Annotated in this window: 16 protein-coding genes; 1 reads left to right on the forward strand and 15 read right to left on the reverse strand. The window is 38.0% G+C overall.

What is annotated here, in order from left to right:
* The first annotated feature begins 504 nt into the window (after positions 1–504).
* Positions 505–3,069, forward strand: a complete 2,565-nt coding sequence (gene mutS / locus GTH24_RS15950) for a DNA mismatch repair protein MutS (RefSeq protein WP_072070173.1) — start codon at positions 505–507, stop codon at positions 3,067–3,069.
* Positions 3,070–3,271: 202 nt separating this feature from the next.
* On the opposite strand, the gene GTH24_RS15955 is transcribed toward mutS, so the two are convergent.
* From GTH24_RS15955 to cysG, 15 genes are all read right to left on the reverse strand, one after another.
* Positions 3,272–4,111: a hypothetical protein gene (locus GTH24_RS15955; RefSeq protein WP_164526689.1), complete on the reverse strand. Its 840-nt coding sequence runs from the start codon at positions 4,109–4,111 to the stop codon at positions 3,272–3,274.
* Positions 4,112–4,201: 90 nt separating this feature from the next.
* Entirely contained in the window at positions 4,202–4,426 is a 225-nt protein-coding gene (locus GTH24_RS15960; RefSeq protein ID WP_164526690.1) for a hypothetical protein, read from the reverse strand.
* Positions 4,423–5,682 (reverse strand): hypothetical protein, encoded by a 1,260-nt coding sequence (locus GTH24_RS15965; protein ID WP_164526691.1) that lies wholly within the window; start codon positions 5,680–5,682, stop codon positions 4,423–4,425. Before GTH24_RS15965 ends, GTH24_RS15960 begins: the two co-directional genes overlap by 4 nt.
* Positions 5,683–5,846: 164 nt before the next feature.
* Positions 5,847–6,830 (reverse strand): RNA polymerase sigma factor RpoS, encoded by a 984-nt coding sequence (rpoS, locus tag GTH24_RS15970; RefSeq protein WP_023582671.1) that lies wholly within the window; start codon positions 6,828–6,830, stop codon positions 5,847–5,849.
* Between the two features lie 685 nt (positions 6,831–7,515).
* The gene (nlpD, locus tag GTH24_RS15975) at positions 7,516–8,634 is read right to left on the reverse strand and encodes a murein hydrolase activator NlpD (protein WP_072070177.1); all 1,119 of its coding nucleotides are present in this window, start codon (positions 8,632–8,634) and stop codon (positions 7,516–7,518) included.
* 153 nt (positions 8,635–8,787) lie between these two features.
* Entirely contained in the window at positions 8,788–9,414 is a 627-nt protein-coding gene (locus GTH24_RS15980) for a protein-L-isoaspartate(D-aspartate) O-methyltransferase (RefSeq protein ID WP_072070178.1), read from the reverse strand.
* Positions 9,408–10,172: a 5'/3'-nucleotidase SurE gene (gene surE / locus GTH24_RS15985; protein ID WP_072070179.1), complete on the reverse strand. Its 765-nt coding sequence runs from the start codon at positions 10,170–10,172 to the stop codon at positions 9,408–9,410. The genes GTH24_RS15980 and surE overlap by 7 nt, the downstream gene beginning before the upstream one ends.
* Positions 10,150–11,202, reverse strand: coding sequence for a tRNA pseudouridine(13) synthase TruD (gene truD / locus GTH24_RS15990; protein ID WP_164526692.1), 1,053 nt, complete (start codon positions 11,200–11,202; stop codon positions 10,150–10,152). Before truD ends, surE begins: the two co-directional genes overlap by 23 nt.
* Positions 11,199–11,684 carry a 2-C-methyl-D-erythritol 2,4-cyclodiphosphate synthase gene (gene ispF, locus GTH24_RS15995; protein ID WP_072070181.1) on the reverse strand — a complete coding sequence of 162 codons (486 nt, stop codon included), beginning with the start codon at positions 11,682–11,684 and terminating at the stop codon, positions 11,199–11,201. Before ispF ends, truD begins: the two co-directional genes overlap by 4 nt.
* A 1-nt stretch (position 11,685) precedes the next feature.
* Entirely contained in the window at positions 11,686–12,435 is a 750-nt protein-coding gene (ispD, locus tag GTH24_RS16000; protein WP_072070182.1) for a 2-C-methyl-D-erythritol 4-phosphate cytidylyltransferase, read from the reverse strand.
* Positions 12,436–12,474: 39 nt separating this feature from the next.
* Positions 12,475–12,765, reverse strand: a complete 291-nt coding sequence (gene ftsB / locus GTH24_RS16005; RefSeq protein WP_072070183.1) for a cell division protein FtsB — start codon at positions 12,763–12,765, stop codon at positions 12,475–12,477.
* A gap of 332 nt (positions 12,766–13,097) precedes the next feature.
* Positions 13,098–13,703: an adenylyl-sulfate kinase gene (gene cysC, locus GTH24_RS16010; protein ID WP_072070184.1), complete on the reverse strand. Its 606-nt coding sequence runs from the start codon at positions 13,701–13,703 to the stop codon at positions 13,098–13,100.
* A 2-nt stretch (positions 13,704–13,705) separates the two neighbouring features.
* Entirely contained in the window at positions 13,706–15,157 is a 1,452-nt protein-coding gene (gene cysN / locus GTH24_RS16015; protein ID WP_164526693.1) for a sulfate adenylyltransferase subunit CysN, read from the reverse strand.
* Positions 15,158–15,168: 11 nt separating this feature from the next.
* Entirely contained in the window at positions 15,169–16,077 is a 909-nt protein-coding gene (gene cysD / locus GTH24_RS16020; protein WP_164526694.1) for a sulfate adenylyltransferase subunit CysD, read from the reverse strand.
* A gap of 11 nt (positions 16,078–16,088) precedes the next feature.
* The gene (gene cysG / locus GTH24_RS16025) at positions 16,089–17,513 is read right to left on the reverse strand and encodes a siroheme synthase CysG (RefSeq protein ID WP_164526695.1); all 1,425 of its coding nucleotides are present in this window, start codon (positions 17,511–17,513) and stop codon (positions 16,089–16,091) included.
* Positions 17,514–17,711 lie beyond the last annotated feature (198 nt).

The following is a 17,711-nucleotide window of genomic DNA, read 5'->3' on the forward strand; positions in this document are numbered from 1 at the left end:
ACGACTAAAAAAGATCATATATTTATTTTTTGTTTAATTATCCATAAGATACCCTATTACTCTTATAGACTCTGGTTTTTTACATCTATTAAAAATTGAAGAATAGTTAACAAACTCTTTTTATACGGGTTGTACCGCGAAAGAGATGATTTTCTGATGTTTAATATTTAAATATTTACCTTGCTTTTTAATTTGCGTATTTATTGTGTAAAAGATATCCCATTTTGTTTATTAATGTAATTAAATATCTTTCAAATCAATATGTAATAAATTAAAAACAATGAATTTTCAGAAAAGTGCAGATTGCCATTAACGGTTAATCAACGATATTATAGTGAATAAAATTATTCCGCTTTTGGTCTAAAAAGATATTTGTATCATTAAAACAACAGACTGAAACCTTGTGATATGATCGAACAAAGCTTGTGAAATAAAGCGACATTCAGTGTAACAATAGATTTTCACAAATAACTCAAAATTCAATACGTTAAGACAGACAACAACATGACTGACATTCAACATTTAGACTCCCACACACCAATGATGCAGCAGTATCTAAAAATTAAAGCAGAGCATCCTGAAATCTTGTTGTTTTACCGTATGGGTGATTTTTATGAACTGTTTTTTGACGATGCTAAAAAAGCCTCTCGCTTATTAGATATTTCATTAACAAAACGAGGTCAGTCTGCGGGGCAACCTATTCCTATGGCAGGAGTTCCTCATCATGCTGTTGAGAATTATCTCGCTAAATTAGTACAATTAGGTGAGTCTGTCGCTATTTGTGAGCAAATTGGTGATCCTGCAACAAGCAAAGGCCCCGTTGAACGCAAAGTTATTCGTATTGTGACCCCCGGTACCGTCACAGATGAGGCCTTACTTGAAGAACGCCAAGACAACCTTTTAGCCGCTATTTGGCAAGATAAAAATGGCGCATTTGGTTATGCTACATTAGATATCACATCCGGGCGTTTTCGAGTTACTGAAATGCCTGATAGTGAAAGCATGATGGCTGAATTACAACGTACCCATCCAGCAGAATTACTTTATCCAGAAACCTTTGAATCAATGGCATTGATTGAGCGCCAACAAGGCTTGCGTCGTCGCCCTATTTGGGAGTTTGAACCTGAGACAGCAAAACAACAGCTCAATCTACAATTTGGCACTCGTGATTTAACAGGTTTTGGTGTTGAGAATGCACATCTCGCGCTCTGTGCTGCTGGCTGTTTATTACAATATGTGAAAGATACGCAACGCACCTCTTTACCTCATATCCGTAGCATTACCATGGAACGCCCTCAAGATTCGATTATTTTAGATGCGGCAACTCGTCGCAACCTTGAATTAACACAAAATCTTGCGGGCGGCACTGATAACACACTGGCATCTGTACTTGACCTTTGTGTTACCCCTATGGGAAGCCGTATGCTAAAACGTTGGATACACACACCATTACGCCAACGTGAACAACTCATTAAACGTCAAGATGCAATTAGTGCATTGCAGCCTCTCTATTTTGAGTTACAGCCTTTTTTACGCCAAATCGGCGATTTAGAACGTGTATTAGCACGTTTAGCGTTACGTTCAGCACGCCCTCGTGATCTATCTCGTATGCGTCACGCTTTTCAGCAATATCATGATATTCACCAAGTGCTTGAACAAGCGGATATGCCTTACATTAAAGAATTACAAAAGCGTATTAGCCAGTTCGATGAATTATGTGAACTACTTGAACAAGCTATTGTTGAAACACCACCGGTATTAGTACGTGACGGAGGTGTTATTGCATCAGGTTATAATGCTGAATTAGATGAATGGCGAGCATTAGCCGATGGAGCAAGTGATTACCTTGATAAACTTGAAATTCGTGAACGTGAAAAATGGGGTATTGATACACTTAAAGTTGGCTTTAATGGTGTACATGGCTATTACATTCAAGTAAGTCGCGGGCAAAGCAATTTAGTACCTATGCACTATGTTCGCCGTCAAACATTGAAAAATGCTGAACGTTATATTATTCCTGAGCTAAAAGAGTATGAAGATAAAGTCCTGACCTCGAAAGGTAAGGCGCTGGCGATTGAAAAAATGCTCTATGAAGAGATTTTTGAAAAATTATTGCCACACCTTACTGCATTACAACTCAGTGCAGAGGCTTTAGCAGAAACAGACGTTCTCTCTAACCTTGCAGAGCGCGCTGAATCATTAAATTATACTCGCCCAGAATTAAGTGAGAAAACAGGTATTCAAATCTCAGGAGGACGCCACCCTGTTGTTGAACAAGTCCTTAGTGAACCTTTTATTTCTAACCCATTACAATTGGCACCTCAACGTCGCTTATTAATCATTACAGGCCCGAATATGGGGGGTAAAAGTACTTACATGCGACAAGCTGCTTTAATTACTTTACTTGCCTATATAGGTAGCTTTGTTCCTGCAGAAAAAGCATTAATTGGCCCTGTTGACCGTATATTTACTCGTGTGGGAGCTTCTGATGACCTTGCTTCTGGCCGCTCTACCTTTATGGTGGAAATGACCGAAACAGCCAATATTTTGCACAATGCGACTGAAAACAGCTTGGTCTTAATGGATGAAATTGGTCGGGGTACATCAACTTATGACGGATTATCTTTGGCTTGGGCTTGTGCTGAAAACTTAGCTAATCGTATTAAAGCAATGACACTCTTTGCGACCCACTATTTTGAATTAACCACGTTACCTGAAAAACTTGAAGGTACTGCAAACATTCACTTAGATGCTGTCGAACATGGTGACACCATTGCCTTTATGCATAGCGTTCAAGAAGGTGCTGCAAGTAAAAGTTATGGTTTGGCTGTAGCCGCATTAGCGGGTGTTCCTAAAGAGGTTATTCGCCGGGCTAAACAGAAATTAAAAGAGCTTGAAATGCTATCTGGCCACTCTGGCTCCGGTCACGTTGAAACGTCACAACTGATGTTGTTAACAGAGGCTGAACCTTCTGCGATTGAATTAGCTTTAGATAAAATCGATCCTGATGCTCTAACACCACGACAAGCTTTAGAACAACTTTATCGATTAAAAGAAATGTCCAAATAAGACATAAAAAATCAAATAAATAAATGATAAAAAATGGCGCCGTGTTTATCTTCATTGCGCCATTTTTATAACAGTTTTCTATTTTTATCACTGATAATTACACTGTTTCACTTATGCAACTCGCTGTTATCTCGTTTTTTATTTTGTCATTATCTTTTGAGACTGCATTTTTAAGCTAAAATAATCAGAGATAAATCCCACGTCAATTGATTGATGCATGACTATATTTCAGTCGCTCACCCAATAACAATAAAGTGTCATCATCACCATAGTTGTCAAATAAACGAATAAATGAAGATAACGCGGGATTAAACATCATATCGTCAGTGATTTTCTCATAAGAAGTATAATTTTTTGTTTTTAATGAAAAAATCAGCGTAACTTTATCATCATTACGGCCTTTATTTAAAATCAAATCGTTACTACTTATCATCAAATCATTTAGATATTTATAACCACTTTCATAGAAAATTTCTACATTTCCATCAGCTTGGCGCTGAACAACAGAATAGAGCTCACGAGAAGCATGTTGAGCAATAAAATAGATATCACCTTTATCATTTTGAGCAACTTCTTTAACACGCAAAGGAAGCCAACGTGTTTTTGTCACTTCTTTATTAACTAAATTTAATGTGATTTCTAATGTGTTTGTTGTGTAATGATGATTATAAAAAATAACGAGAGAATCACCCGATAAGGCATAATGGAATTGTGTAAATTCACCAAAGTCCTCTGCATAATACTGCTTAACAAGATCTTCTGTATTAATGGAATATTCCCAACTCTCTCCCTCATCTAAACTTGTCATTATTGTTTTATTGTCAACTAACACTAATTGCGATGTAGCCTCTGAATATAATAATTTTCCCCCAATAAGCGCTAAAGGAAAACGGTAATAGCCATTATTACTCTCTTGCCAAGGAATTAAATCATCAAGCATAAACTTAGTTAAGTTCATTACTTGCCGTCCCTGCTCTGTAAATAGAATACACTTTTCAGGAATACAATAGGCGTTATAAAAGCTACCTTGCCCCTGTGACACAAAGCGAGTACCTTCTTTGTCAGAAAAATAGAGTGTATATTTTCTCTGGTTATCTTGGCGATAGAGTCGGCCATAAAGATCAACATCATATCACCCTTGATCCGATTCTGTTTTAATTAAGATACCACTTGGTGCATTAAATGTATTACGCCAATCATAACGAGAATAATGATAGGAAGATAAATCCGCGTCTTTTTCATTTTTCCATTGCCACTTAGTGGCAAAACCGTGAAAAAGCACGCCATAAAAAAGGAGCAAGCTTAAAATAAATAAACCAGTGATGATAATAAAGGGTTTACGGAAAAAAGGATTCATTGGCTTAACTCCGTAACATAAAGCAGTTTTTTATTTTCAACACATCGCTGTTGGAGCAAAAAATAGGTTTGATAACTACAGTTACCCTTTTGTGATAGTAAAATATAAAGATTCGAAAATAAGGCAATTAAAAAAGCAAATCCTGTCATTATTGAACCGTAGATGATCCCCATACCTAAAAAAGTATCACCAACAAAAAACCAGTCCCATTTATCCCAATAATTACCATTATCGTAAACATCTGAAATAGAAAAAATAGCGAACAACGAGAAAATAAAGGCGCTGATTAATCCTGTAATTAACAACGATAATCTTTTAGTTCGCTGATGTCCAAGATACATCTGCCCTGAAATTGAATAAGCACCATTATCAGTATGATTATAAATACCTAAGACAACTGGCCCAGAGTTTTTATCTTCTTCTTGCCAAAAGAATAATTCAACATCATCGCCATCAGTCAAAAATAAATTATGATCAGAATAAAATAAACGTTCTTTATAACTAAATATAAATGGATGTTTATCAATCTGACAGGATATTTGCATCACCACACTCTCTGCATTGCGGGAATGTATTTTAATTTTATCAACATGATGAAGTTTTATTTTTCCTCGAACACGTTGCACTTGGCTTTTTTTTATTTGAAGAGGCGGTTTCTTGCTGGGAATAAATAGAGGTAATGGCGGTGATTTTATTTCAGGAATAATTAATTGTTCACCATTAGATGACGTTGTATCTTGATGAGCGATCACTTTATCCAACGCGTTTATTCTCTTTTTATGCTTGGGTCTAATGCGTTGAAAAAAACGATAGCCTTTTTCTCCGATATAACTCACTCCAACCATTACAGCACCAAATGAAATAACCATGGAAACGATGATGAAGAAATTAGTCTCTAGATAAAGTAAAGAATAATAGTTCCATCCACTCCCAATTACAGTAAGAACAAAAGCAAGTAATAACCATTTTTTCTGTTTAGTGGTAAGTGTAAAGGTTCTTTCTGGCTCAAGCCTTCCTTTGCTGTCATGATAAATCCATTGCACCCATAAACTGCCGTCATTAAGCAATTCAGCACAAATTTTAAGCTCATCGCCTTGTTTTAAACGTTTCAGAAAATCTTGAGAGTGAGTGAAATCATCTTCATTAAGATAAAACACTTTACCTGATGCTATTAATCTCACCATTCCTTTCGGTGAGGTTTTATTCTGGTCAAAATGGCAACTCTCTAATTTGACGTTTAAAAAATAATCTTTCATATCTTCCTTTATCTCTTTTACCAGATTAACGAGATGCAACACCACGCTCTTGTTTTATCTTGTTAAATCACATAATACAAGATAAAGAAAAGCCGATTAGCAACTTACTAATCGGCTTTGGTAATAACAATATATTGGAAGCTGTAGACAGAAATAAAGGCTAGTTATGCTTTGAAAAGAGCTTCAATACATAACCCCTGACTTTGCAGAATGTCTTTTAGTCGGCGTAATCCTTCAACTTGGATTTGACGAACTCTTTCTCTTGTCAGACCAATTTCTCTACCAACATCTTCTAAAGTTTCAGCCTCGTAGCCTAATAATCCAAAACGGCGCGCCAATACTTCACGTTGCTTAGGATTTAATTCAAATAACCACTTTATGATATTTTCCTTGAGGTTATTATTTTGAATTGTCGCCTCAGGCCCTTCTTCATTTTCGTCAGAGATAATATCGAGTAAGGCTTTATCTGAATCGCCCCCAATTGGGGTATCAACAGAAGTAATACGTTCATTTAAACGCAACATCTTACTTACATCTTCAACTGGTTTATCAAGCGTTTGTGCAATTTCTTCAACACTAGGCTCATGATCAAGCTTATGTGCTAGTTCTCTTGCAGTTCTTAAATAAACATTCAGCTCTTTAACGATATGAATGGGCAGACGAATGGTACGAGTTTGATTCATAATGGCACGTTCTATGGTTTGACGTATCCACCATGTCGCATAAGTTGAAAAACGAAAACCTTTTTCAGGATCGAATTTTTCAACTGCACGGATCAGTCCTAAATTCCCTTCTTCAATCAAATCAAGCAGGGCAAGACCTCTGTTTGTATAACGACGAGATATCTTAACAACTAAACGAAGGTTACTTTCTATCATTCGTTGTCTTGAAGGAATGTCACCACGTAACGCTCTACGGGCAAAAAAAACTTCTTCCTCAGCGGTCAGCAACGGAGAATAACCAATTTCTCCTAAATAAAGCTGAGTTGCATCAAGCGCACGCTGATTGACTCCTTCAATTAGTTCAATTTCGTCTTGAGCATCAGACTCATTTTCTGCCTCTTTTGCAGCAACTTCATCGAACTCTTCCATGTTCTCTTCAATTTCATCTGTATATAACTCGTCTACTCTTAGCGTACTTTGGCTCATCAGCTGCTCCTACCCTTGATAATTTAGGTAAACGACGTTTGATTAAAGTCTGTTTACCAGTTTATCGCTGTGTCACGACACAACGGGTTTACTGATTTTCCCTTGTAACGAATTACAAAATAAAAGATAACATAATCTATTTTACTGTTAATTTTATCTTTCTTTATTCAATATATAACTTAGCTATTGAGTGCTGGTTATTAACAGTTTTTTTATTATATTTACGTATATTTATCTATACGTAAAATTACTTCACTTAATGCGCTAGCTGTAACTATTTGTATCTAAAAAAATAAATAAAAACCCAGAATAATAAAATAATACCAAATAATTTTTATTATTTACTATTATTAAAAAGATAATCTAATAAAGAAAATACCCTTTTAAACAAGAGGTTATTTTATAGCTCATCCTTTAGTAATAACGAATCTTTATTCATTTTTTATATAACATTTTTTAGCATACGCATTCATTGGTTGAGAATCAACCGTCTAATTTAACGTTATCTATAATTTTATATCGACCTCTCATTTTTACTTATCATTAATTAAGCAGTTTTACTTAGTTAAAATGTATTTTTTTTCAATATTTTAATTAATTACAGATAACAAAAAGCCCTCTCCTTTTTATAAAAGAGAGGGCTTAATTTTAGGATTATTCACTATACGAGTTAAAAATCACTGATTTATTTTTTAGGTAAATAGCTCATTGGGTTAAGTGATTTTTCTTTATAACGGATCTCAAAGTGCAGTCGGACAGAGCTTGTTCCTGAGCTACCCATCGTCGCAATTTGCTGACCTGCATTCACATTTTGTTGCTCACGCACCAAGATGGTGTCGTTATGCGCATATGCACTAAGGTATTCATCATTATGCTTAATGATAACAAGGTTACCATAACCACGTAATGCGCTACCGGCATAAACCACTTTACCTGCCGCTGTTGCAACTATTGGGGAACCTTTAGTACCACCAATATCGATACCTTTATTGCCTCCTGGAGCACTTGAATAACTTTCGATTATCTTACCTTGTGCTGGCCAAATCCACTTACCAGAAACCGCTGTTGGTGCTGGTGTTGCTGCCGTAGTGGTATTCGTGTTAGTTGTTGGTGGCGGAGTCGTTGTTTTCGGCGGTGTTGTTGCCGGTTTAGTGATCAATGGTCCCATTGATGTGTTATTTGTCGGTTTCGTTTGAGCCGTTTGAACACCAGCACTACTTGGTTGATTGATAACGGATGTGTTCACATTTGTATTGGTTCCCGTATTGACTTGACGGTTACCAATATTCAGCACCTGTCCCACATTTAAACTGTAAGGTTCTGGAATATTATTCATTGATGCCAGCTCTTTTACATCGCTATCTGTTATCCACGCGATATAAAACATGGTATCACCCCGTTTTACTGTATAGGTATTACCGCTGTAATTCCCTTTAGGAATACTGTCATAATTGCGGTTATACACAATACGGCCAGAACCATCTGTACCCACATTTTGAGTCGCTACTGATGTTTGTGGACGAGGTTGGTTTTGAGGCTGATATGTGCCCCCATTAGATGAAGCACTATTCACCTTAATTGAAGGAGGAGGTGACGATTGTAAAGGGGTGGTTCTTTCAACCGGTGTCGCATTACTGTTAGTCATCACAGGCGCGGTTGAGACCGTGTTATTTGAAGAGCTATCATTTACAGAGGTAATGGGTGCAGGACGATAAGGTGTATCTGCACAGCCTGTTAATGCAAATCCAATTACCGAACACATGATTGCCCAGCGGACATGCTTAATTGGGCTTTCTGAATTCATACTTCCTTCTCCCTTTAAAAAGGCATTAGCGTCTAGCAATTTGTCGAGTTAAACAAAAAGACTGCAATTTTTTGAAAATGTTTCATTTATTAGTGCAGATTACGACAAGCTATTAAAAAGCAGTAATAAAAAGCGGTCAGATTTATCTGGAAGTTATGCTAACTCACCTGAAATTAAAGGAACAAACCTAACAGCTTCTATAGATTGATAGTGAAAATCATTACCTAAACGTCGGATAAACTTCAGTATTTGTTGCTGTTCGCCTACAGGTATTATCATCCTGCCACCATCAGCTAATTGCATCAATAACTGTTGTGGTACTTCTGTTGCACATGCTGTCACTATTATGGCATTAAAAGGCGCTTTTGATGACCACCCTTCCCATCCATCACCATGGCGTGTAGAAATATTATGTAAATCAAGATGCTTAAAACGTCGTTTAGCTTGCCATTGTAATATCTTTATACGCTCAACAGAGCTGACATGATGGACTAAATTTGCTAAAACAGCCGTTTGATACCCAGATCCTGTTCCAATTTCTAAAACAGAATCCGTACTTTGTAATTCTAGTAGCGTTGTCATTTTAGCAACAATATAAGGTTGTGAAATAGTTTGGCCATTACCAATAGGTAAAGCTGTATTTTCATAAGCCTTATGAGAAAGCGCTTCATCAATAAAGAGCTCTCTGGGTACTTTACTCATTGCTTCCAGCAGGCTTTCATCCTTGATACCATGCTGTTTTAACATTGTCAGTAAGTCTTTCATTGACCGACTTAACATGTTTTTTTGACCTCTGCTTTATTTAACCAATTTTGTAGTAAATCTAGTGCTTTGTATGCTGTTAAATCGACATGTAAGGGTGTAATCGATACATAACCTTCATCAACAGCAGCAAAATCTGTATCAGGGCCTACATCGTTTTTTTCGCCTGGAGGCCCAATCCAATAAAGGCTATTTCCTCTAGGATCGGTGTGAGTATAAACGTGCTGTGAAGCATGACGACTCCCACAACGTGTGATACGAAACCCTTTTACTTCATTTAGTGGAATATCTGGCACATTAATATTGAGAATATTCCCGGCTCTTAAAGGTACTTGTTGTAACATTGCCAACACGTCACAAGTTACTTGAGCCGCTGTCTCAAAGTGCGTTTCACCATCTAATGAGACGGCAATCGCAGGTAAACCTAAAAAACGCCCTTCCGTTGCCGCTGCCACTGTACCTGAATAAATAACATCATCACCTAAATTAGGGCCATGATTAATACCGGAAACCACAATATCAGGACGAGGGCGCACTAAATGATTAACACCAAGATAAACACAATCTGTTGGTGTTCCTTCAACAATCGCGATATCGCCATTTTCCAGCTCTTGCTTGCGTAATGGCCGGTCAATTGTTAAAGAGTTAGAGGCGGCACTACGATTACGATCAGGTGCAACAATTTGTATATCATAGCGCTGGCGTAATGCTTTAGCGAGGGTCTGTATTCCTTTCGCCATCACACCATCGTCATTACTCACCAATATTTTCAGCATCATCATTCCCTAATAAAATTAATTCACGTACAACGCTAGTTGCAAAGCTTCCTGCAGGTAAAAAGAATGACAGCGAAACAGTGGTGTCGTCTACCCAATTCCATGACATATTTTCTGGTAACACATTGATAGCACGTCTTGTATTATCAACTCGCTCTTGTCGAACCAATGACCATAATGTTTCATATTCTGCCAGATTTTCAGTTTCAAAATCCAATGCTTGTGCTTGTGTACCTAAATCACCCTTGCCCGGTAAAGGTGCAGTAATATGAACATCATGTTCTTCATAGCGAGTTTGTGTTGAAGTGAGTTCAGCTTCATCGACAATAAACCAGCTACCTCGTCCATGAAGTTGCATTGCATCACCGAGTATCACTTTTGAGTATAAATCACACTCTAATCTTTTACTGACAAGATGATTGAACATGGCACTGCGTGCTGCTGAAAGATAAAAACTGCGTTTACCTCGCTCTTTAACACGAATTTCATCGGTTGCCCAACGCATCGCTTGGCGTAAGTTTTCACCATTACGCCCAAATCGTTGAGCACCAAAATAGTTAGGAATACCTTTAGCATTAATTTGAGCTAATCGCACATCAACAAATGCACGGTCTGAGATTTCTCTCAACACCAATGTAAAGTGATTACCTTTTAATGTTCCTATACGTAATTTACGTTGTTGGCGAGTTGTTTCTAAAATTTCACAACCTTCTAAAACAAACTGACTGAAGTCGGGCATCTCTTTACCCGGCATACGCAGACAAAACCATTGTTCGGTAACAGCATTTCTGTCTTTTAGTCCAGCATAGCTTGCATCTCTAGGGTGAATGCCCACAAATTTTGCCAATTTTTCAGCAACAAAAGCGGTGTTACATCCGGTTTTCCTGACTTTCACCATGACATGCTCACCTTCACCATCGAGGGTGAAACCAAGATCTTCACGGACAATAAAATCTTCAGGAATTGACTTCAATAAACCTGTTGCTTGTGGTTTTCCATGTAACCAATGGAGTTCTGGTAATTCACTCATTCAGGTAATGACTCTTTTATTAATAAAACAACAGCTTCACAAGCAATACCTTCTTTTCTACCCACAAATCCAAGCTTTTCAGTTGTTGTCGCTTTTACATTGACATCATCAATATGACAATGAAGATCTTCTGCAATATTGACACGCATTTGTGGTGTATGAGGTAACATTTTAGGAGCTTGAGCAATAATAGTGACATCCAAGTTACCAATTCGGTAACCTTTAGCTTTTACGCGTGAAAATGCTTCTCGAAGTAATACACGGCTATCAGCACCTTTATATGCCGGATCAGTATCAGGGAACAACGTACCAATATCCCCCATTGCTACTGCGCCTAAAATAGCGTCAGTCACCGCATGCAATACAACATCGCCATCAGAGTGAGCTAATAAGCCTTGTTCATAAGGAACTCTGACGCCGCCAATAATAATAGGACCTTCACCACCAAATTTATGTACGTCGTAACCGTGTCCAATTCTCATTTTATTGTGTGTTCCTTATATTGGTGATTTGGCGTGAAAGAAAAAACTCTGCAAGCGCCAAATCTTCTGGCTGAGTTACTTTAATATTGTCTGCACGCCCTTTCACTAATAGAGGTTCATATCCAGCAAATTCCATCGCTGATGCTTCATCAGTAATAGTTGCATTTTCTGAGAGTGCATTTTCTATATTTTGTTTTAATAACGAGGCTGGAAAGAACTGTGGCGTTAAAGCATGCCATAGTGTTGTTCTCTCTACTGTTTGTTCAATATGATTATCTTGTTGATGGCTACGTTTCATCGTATCACGTACAGGAGTTGCAAGAATACCACCGCAAAACTGTGGATCTGAGAAGTTTTCATCAATTAATTTAATAAGATGATCAAGGTCGCCAAAGTGCAAGCAAGGCCTCGCTGCATCATGGACAAGAGCCCAAGTCTTTTCAGAAAAATGCTGAGTGACGTACTCTAAACCCGATAATACAGAGTCCGCTCGCTCTCCTCCACCATTAACTGTAATGATCCTTTCATCTTGTGCTAAAGGCAAGGCTTGAAAATAATGATCATTTGGGCTAATTGCCACAATAATTTTCATTATGCGTGGGTGTTTTAATAAAGCATTAATGGTATGTTCAAGAATAGTCAATCCACCAATCTTCAAATATTGTTTTGGGCAGATTGATTGCATTCGACTTCCGATACCAGCTGCTGGAATAACGGCAACAATAGGAAGAGTAGAGTTTGTTATATTCATTATGGTATTTGTATCAGGACACACTATTAATTCAATAAATTAACGACGTGGTTGAGACTTATCATTCACAATACGGAAGAAGGTCTCATTAGGCTTAATCATCCCTAATTCACTACGAGCGCGCTCTTCTAACGCTTCTTGCCCGCCATTGAGGTCATCAATCTCTGCAAATAGACGATCATTACGCTCTTTTAACTGCGTATTTTGCGCCAATGCAGATTCAACTTCTTGACTTACTTTGTTGTAATCATGGATACCATTTTTACCTAACCACAATGAATATTGTAGCCAACCAAGTAAAATCAGAAGTAAGACTGTTAATTTCCCCATTACCACCCCCAAGATTAATGGGCTAATCATCCCACAACTCAACCACAGACGCCACAAAAGCACTGGAATATATTACATTATTATTTGTATTCAGCTCACTATAAACGTGAGGCTCTTTTGTAATATTCAGATAAAGGCTTAATTTTTTCTTATTAAGATAAGCCAGAATAGAGTTAATTGATAAATAAATCCATTTTAGATGAAAAGACTTAATGATATTTAAACAGGGGGTGATGATAAATGTGCCTCACCAAAGTAATGTATTGATATCTCTACACATTTATCCTTTTCATGCGATATTTGTGTAGAGATAATTAAATTTCACTTCAAAATTAACGGTAGATTTGATTTTGCTGTAGATAAATGAGGATTTGCTGAGTAAGTTTATTAATAGAGAGTGTACCATCTAAATGTAATTCAGGGTCAACAGGGCGTTCATAAGGTGAATCAATTCCTGAAAATTGTTTTATTTCACCACGTCTTGCCTTTTGATAAAGCCCTTTCGGATCACGAGCCTCACAAATATGAAGGGGGGTATCGACAAAGATCTCAATAAATCGACCTTGCTCAAAATGACTCCTAACTTGTTGCCTATCTTCTCGATAAGGTGAGATAAAAGCGGTTAAAACAATAAGCCCCGCATCTACCATCAATTTAGCTACTTCACCCACACGGCGGATATTCTCATGCCGATCTTCTTCGCTAAATCCAAGATCACGGCATAATCCATGTCGTAAATTATCGCCATCTAATAAATAGGTACGAATTGGCGAATCGGAGTGTTGATAAAGTGCTTGCTCTAATGCATCAGCCAGCGTGGATTTACCCGATCCTGATAGCCCAGTAAACCAAAGCACACATCCTTTGTGTGCCTGCTGTGATTCACGTTCGTTTAATCCAATTTTATGCGAATGCCAGATAATATCTTCGCTCATCATCTTTATTTTCCTCCAAGAAGATCTCTTGCTCCCCAATGAGGAAAATGACGACGAATAAGCTGATTAAGCTCAACTTCAAACGCATCGTATTGTGTCGTAGTTTGTATAGGCGTATTGCGAGTTTCTCGGATAAGTCCAGCCCCTACCGTGACATTGCTTAACCTATCAATAAAAATAAGTCCCCCCATATCAGCATTGGCTTGATAGTTATCAAGCACCAAAGGCTCTTCAAATGAGACTTCAACATTACCTATTGCATTTAAACTTAAGTTATCTGTAACTTGTTGAGTAAGCTTATTCACATCCACTTGATAATGAATATTCTCTATTTTTGCTCGACTCTTTTTACCTGCAATCTTGATATCAAGTATGTGCCCTTGAACTAAGGGTTGCTCTGACATCCATACCACATCTATCAATGCATGAGTGCTAATATTGCCAGTTATATCACTACTATCAACAATAATATCGCCACGACTAATATCAATTTCATCAGTTAAAACAAGTGTAATAGCTTGTCCTGCACTCGCTTGTGTTAAATCACCATCAAAAGTAACAATACGTTTGATAGTAGAACGGTGCCCCGAAGGTAATACTTTGATTTGTTGTCCTTGGTAAAGAACACCAGAAGAAATCGTGCCACTATATCCTCTAAAATCTAGATCAGGACGATTTACATATTGCACAGGAAAACGTAGCGATTGTGTAGATGCTCCCAATTTAACTGGCGCATCTTCTAATAATGAAAGCAACGTTTTTCCTTGATACCAAGGCATATTCAAGGAAGGTGAAACAACATTATCACCATCAAGCGCAGAGATAGGTACAAATTCAATGGTTAGATCTGTCGGAAGTTGATCGGCAAATTTAAGATAATCTTGTTGGATCGATTTAAAAATAGCTTGTTGGTGATCCACTAGATCCATTTTGTTAATTGCCACAATCAGATGGCGTATCCCCAAAAGTGTGCTGATAAAACTGTGACGTCGCGTTTGCTCTTGTACACCTTTACGAGAATCGATCAGCAGAATAGAAAGCGTACTGGTTGATGCACCTGTCGCCATATTACGGGTATATTGCGCATGTCCGGGTGTATCAGCAATAATAAACTTGCGTTTTGCCGTTGAGAAATAACGGTAAGCAACATCAATAGTGATCCCTTGCTCCCTCTCTGCCGCTAATCCATCCACCAGCAAAGCAAGATCGAGCTTTTCACCTTGAGTACCTATTTTTTTACTTTCCGTTTGTAATGTAGAAAGCTGATCTTCATAGATCTGCCTTGTATCATGAAGCAAACGTCCAATTAATGTGCTTTTACCATCATCAACATCACCACAGGTTAAAAATCGTAATAACCCTTTGTTTTGTTGCATTTTAAGATAGCTTTCCACACCACCAAAATGTGCAATTTCACCAGCAATAAGTTGATTTGTTTTCACGGCTGCAAGTCCCATATATCCTCCAATTAAAAGTAACCTTGACGTTTTTTCAGCTCCATTGAAGCGGACTGATCACTATCAATTAAACGTCCTTGTCGTTCACTGCTGGTGGAAATCAGCATTTCCTCAATAATGGTAGGTAGCGTTTCGGCTTGTGAAGGAATAGCTCCAGTTAATGGCCAGCACCCTAAAGTTCTAAATCTCACTTGTTGCTGAGTGATAACTTCACCCGGCTTAAGATCAATTCTGTCGTCATCAACCATAATTAATGTGCCATCACGCTCAATAACAGGTCTATTTTTTGCAAAATAAAGAGGAACAATATCGATATTTTCTAAATAGATATATTGCCAAATATCGAGTTCAGTCCAGTTAGATAATGGAAATACTCGAATACTTTCGCCTTTATTAATTTGGCTGTTATAGTTTTTCCATAATTCAGGTCGTTGATTTTTCGGATCCCAACGATGAGATCTATCTCTAAATGAATAAATACGTTCTTTGGCTCGTGATTTTTCTTCATCACGACGAGCACCACCAAATGCTGCATCAAAACCATATTTGTCTAAGGCTTGCTTTAACCCTTCTGTTTTCATGATATCCGTATGTTTTGCACTACCATGAATAAACGGATTAATTCCAATCTCTTCACCTTGCGGATTGCGATAAACCTTAAGATCAAAACCATATTCTTTAGCTGTTTTATCTCGAAAATCATACATTTCTCGAAATTTCCAGCCAGTATCAACATGTAACAAAGGAAAAGGTAATTTAGCGGGATAGAACGCCTTGCGTGCTAAATGCAACATCACCGAGGAATCTTTACCTATTGAATAAAGCATGACGGGATTTGCAAATTCAGCGACAACTTCACGCAGGATATAAATACTTTCTGCTTCTAATTGCTGAAGATGCGTTAACTGTGTTTCATTCATAACAACCTCGTTTAGGCAAAATGAACCAAAGATGAATGGTGCGAAGGTAAAGACGGATAAGCGTGTCTATCGCCAAACCACGCAAGTTGATGGTGCAATGCAGCAACCTCTCCTACAATCAGGAGAGCCGGAGTTGGTGCTTTTTCTGCCAATTGTGCTAATTGCGTTAGGTTACCCGTGAAAACTTGCTGATCACGGCGTGTGCCACAACTGATAACAGCGATAGGCGTTAATGGAGAACGTCCGAGTTTAATTAAACGCTGACTAATCAACTCTGCTTTTGCTGTTCCCATATAAATAGCGAGGGTGTGATTAGTTTGTGCCAATGATCGCCAATCAGGTTCAATACCATCAGCTTTACAGTGACCCGTCATAAAAGTAACGCTTTGAGCGTATTGTCGATGAGTTAATGGTATCCCCGCATAAGCGCTTGCTCCGCTGGCAGCTGTGACTCCAGGTACAACCTGAAACGCAATCCCATGCGCGATAGCAATTTCAATTTCTTCGCCACCACGTCCAAAAATAAAGGGATCCCCCCCTTTTAACCGAACAACTCGTTTACCTAATTGCGCATATTTCACAATCAGTGCATTTGTTTCCTCTTGAGAAACACTGTGATGTCCAGCTCTTTTGCCCACACAAATAGTGTCAGCATCACGTCGTACAAGCTCTAAAACCTCTGGGCTCACTAAACTGTCATAAAGGACGACTTCAGCTTGTTGAATAACCTGTAAACCGCGCAGTGTTAATAAACCTGCATCACCTGGCCCTGCTCCAACTAATGCAAGTTCACCTTGTTGGCTCTCTTTTTGTTTTAGTTGTTGTTCAAGATGGGCTTCTGCTTGAACCAATTGATCACTCGCCACTAAAGTGGCAAATTTACCGCCGAAGGCTTGCTCCCAAAAACGACAACGCGCTTGAAAAGTATCTAAGTGTTGTTTCACTTTATGGCGCCATTTTCCTGCTATTGTCGCCATTGTGCCTAATGAACTTGGCAATAAGGCCTCTAACTTTTCACGTATCATACGAACTAAAACAGGCGCTTTTCCCGCAGATGAAATCGCGATCAAAATAGGATTTCTGTCAATAATGGCAGGAAAGATAAATGAGCATTGAGGTTGTGAATCCACAACATTGACAAAAATATGTCGTGCTTGTGCATCAAGATAAACTTGCTGATTAAGCACACAGTCATCCGTAGCCACAATAACCAGCATCATTCCTAATAGATGTTCAGATTGATATTTTGCTGACACCCATTCAATTTTATCTTGCTGATAAGCAAGATGTAATTCATCACACAACTGAGGTGCAATCACTCTTAAACGAGCACCTGCTCTTAATAACAGCAAAGCTTTACGCGCGGCGACATGACCACCACCCACCAATAACACAGGGCGTTCTTTTAATTCCACAAATAAGGGTAGGTAATCCATACGCGTATCTCACCTTCGTTGTTCACTTTATGAGTAATGACTATAAAAGGTGCTTTAGGGCTTATGAAATGACAAAAAGCTATGTGATGGAACAGAAAGGAATAAGGAAAAATAAAATAATTTCAATGAGTTAATTTTTTAAAAACGACAAATAGGGCAATAGATTGAACTATTACCCCATTTATTTTATTGATAAAT

The sequence above is a fragment of the Proteus vulgaris genome, from assembly GCF_011045815.1.
Lineage (GTDB): Bacteria > Pseudomonadota > Gammaproteobacteria > Enterobacterales > Enterobacteriaceae > Proteus > Proteus vulgaris_B.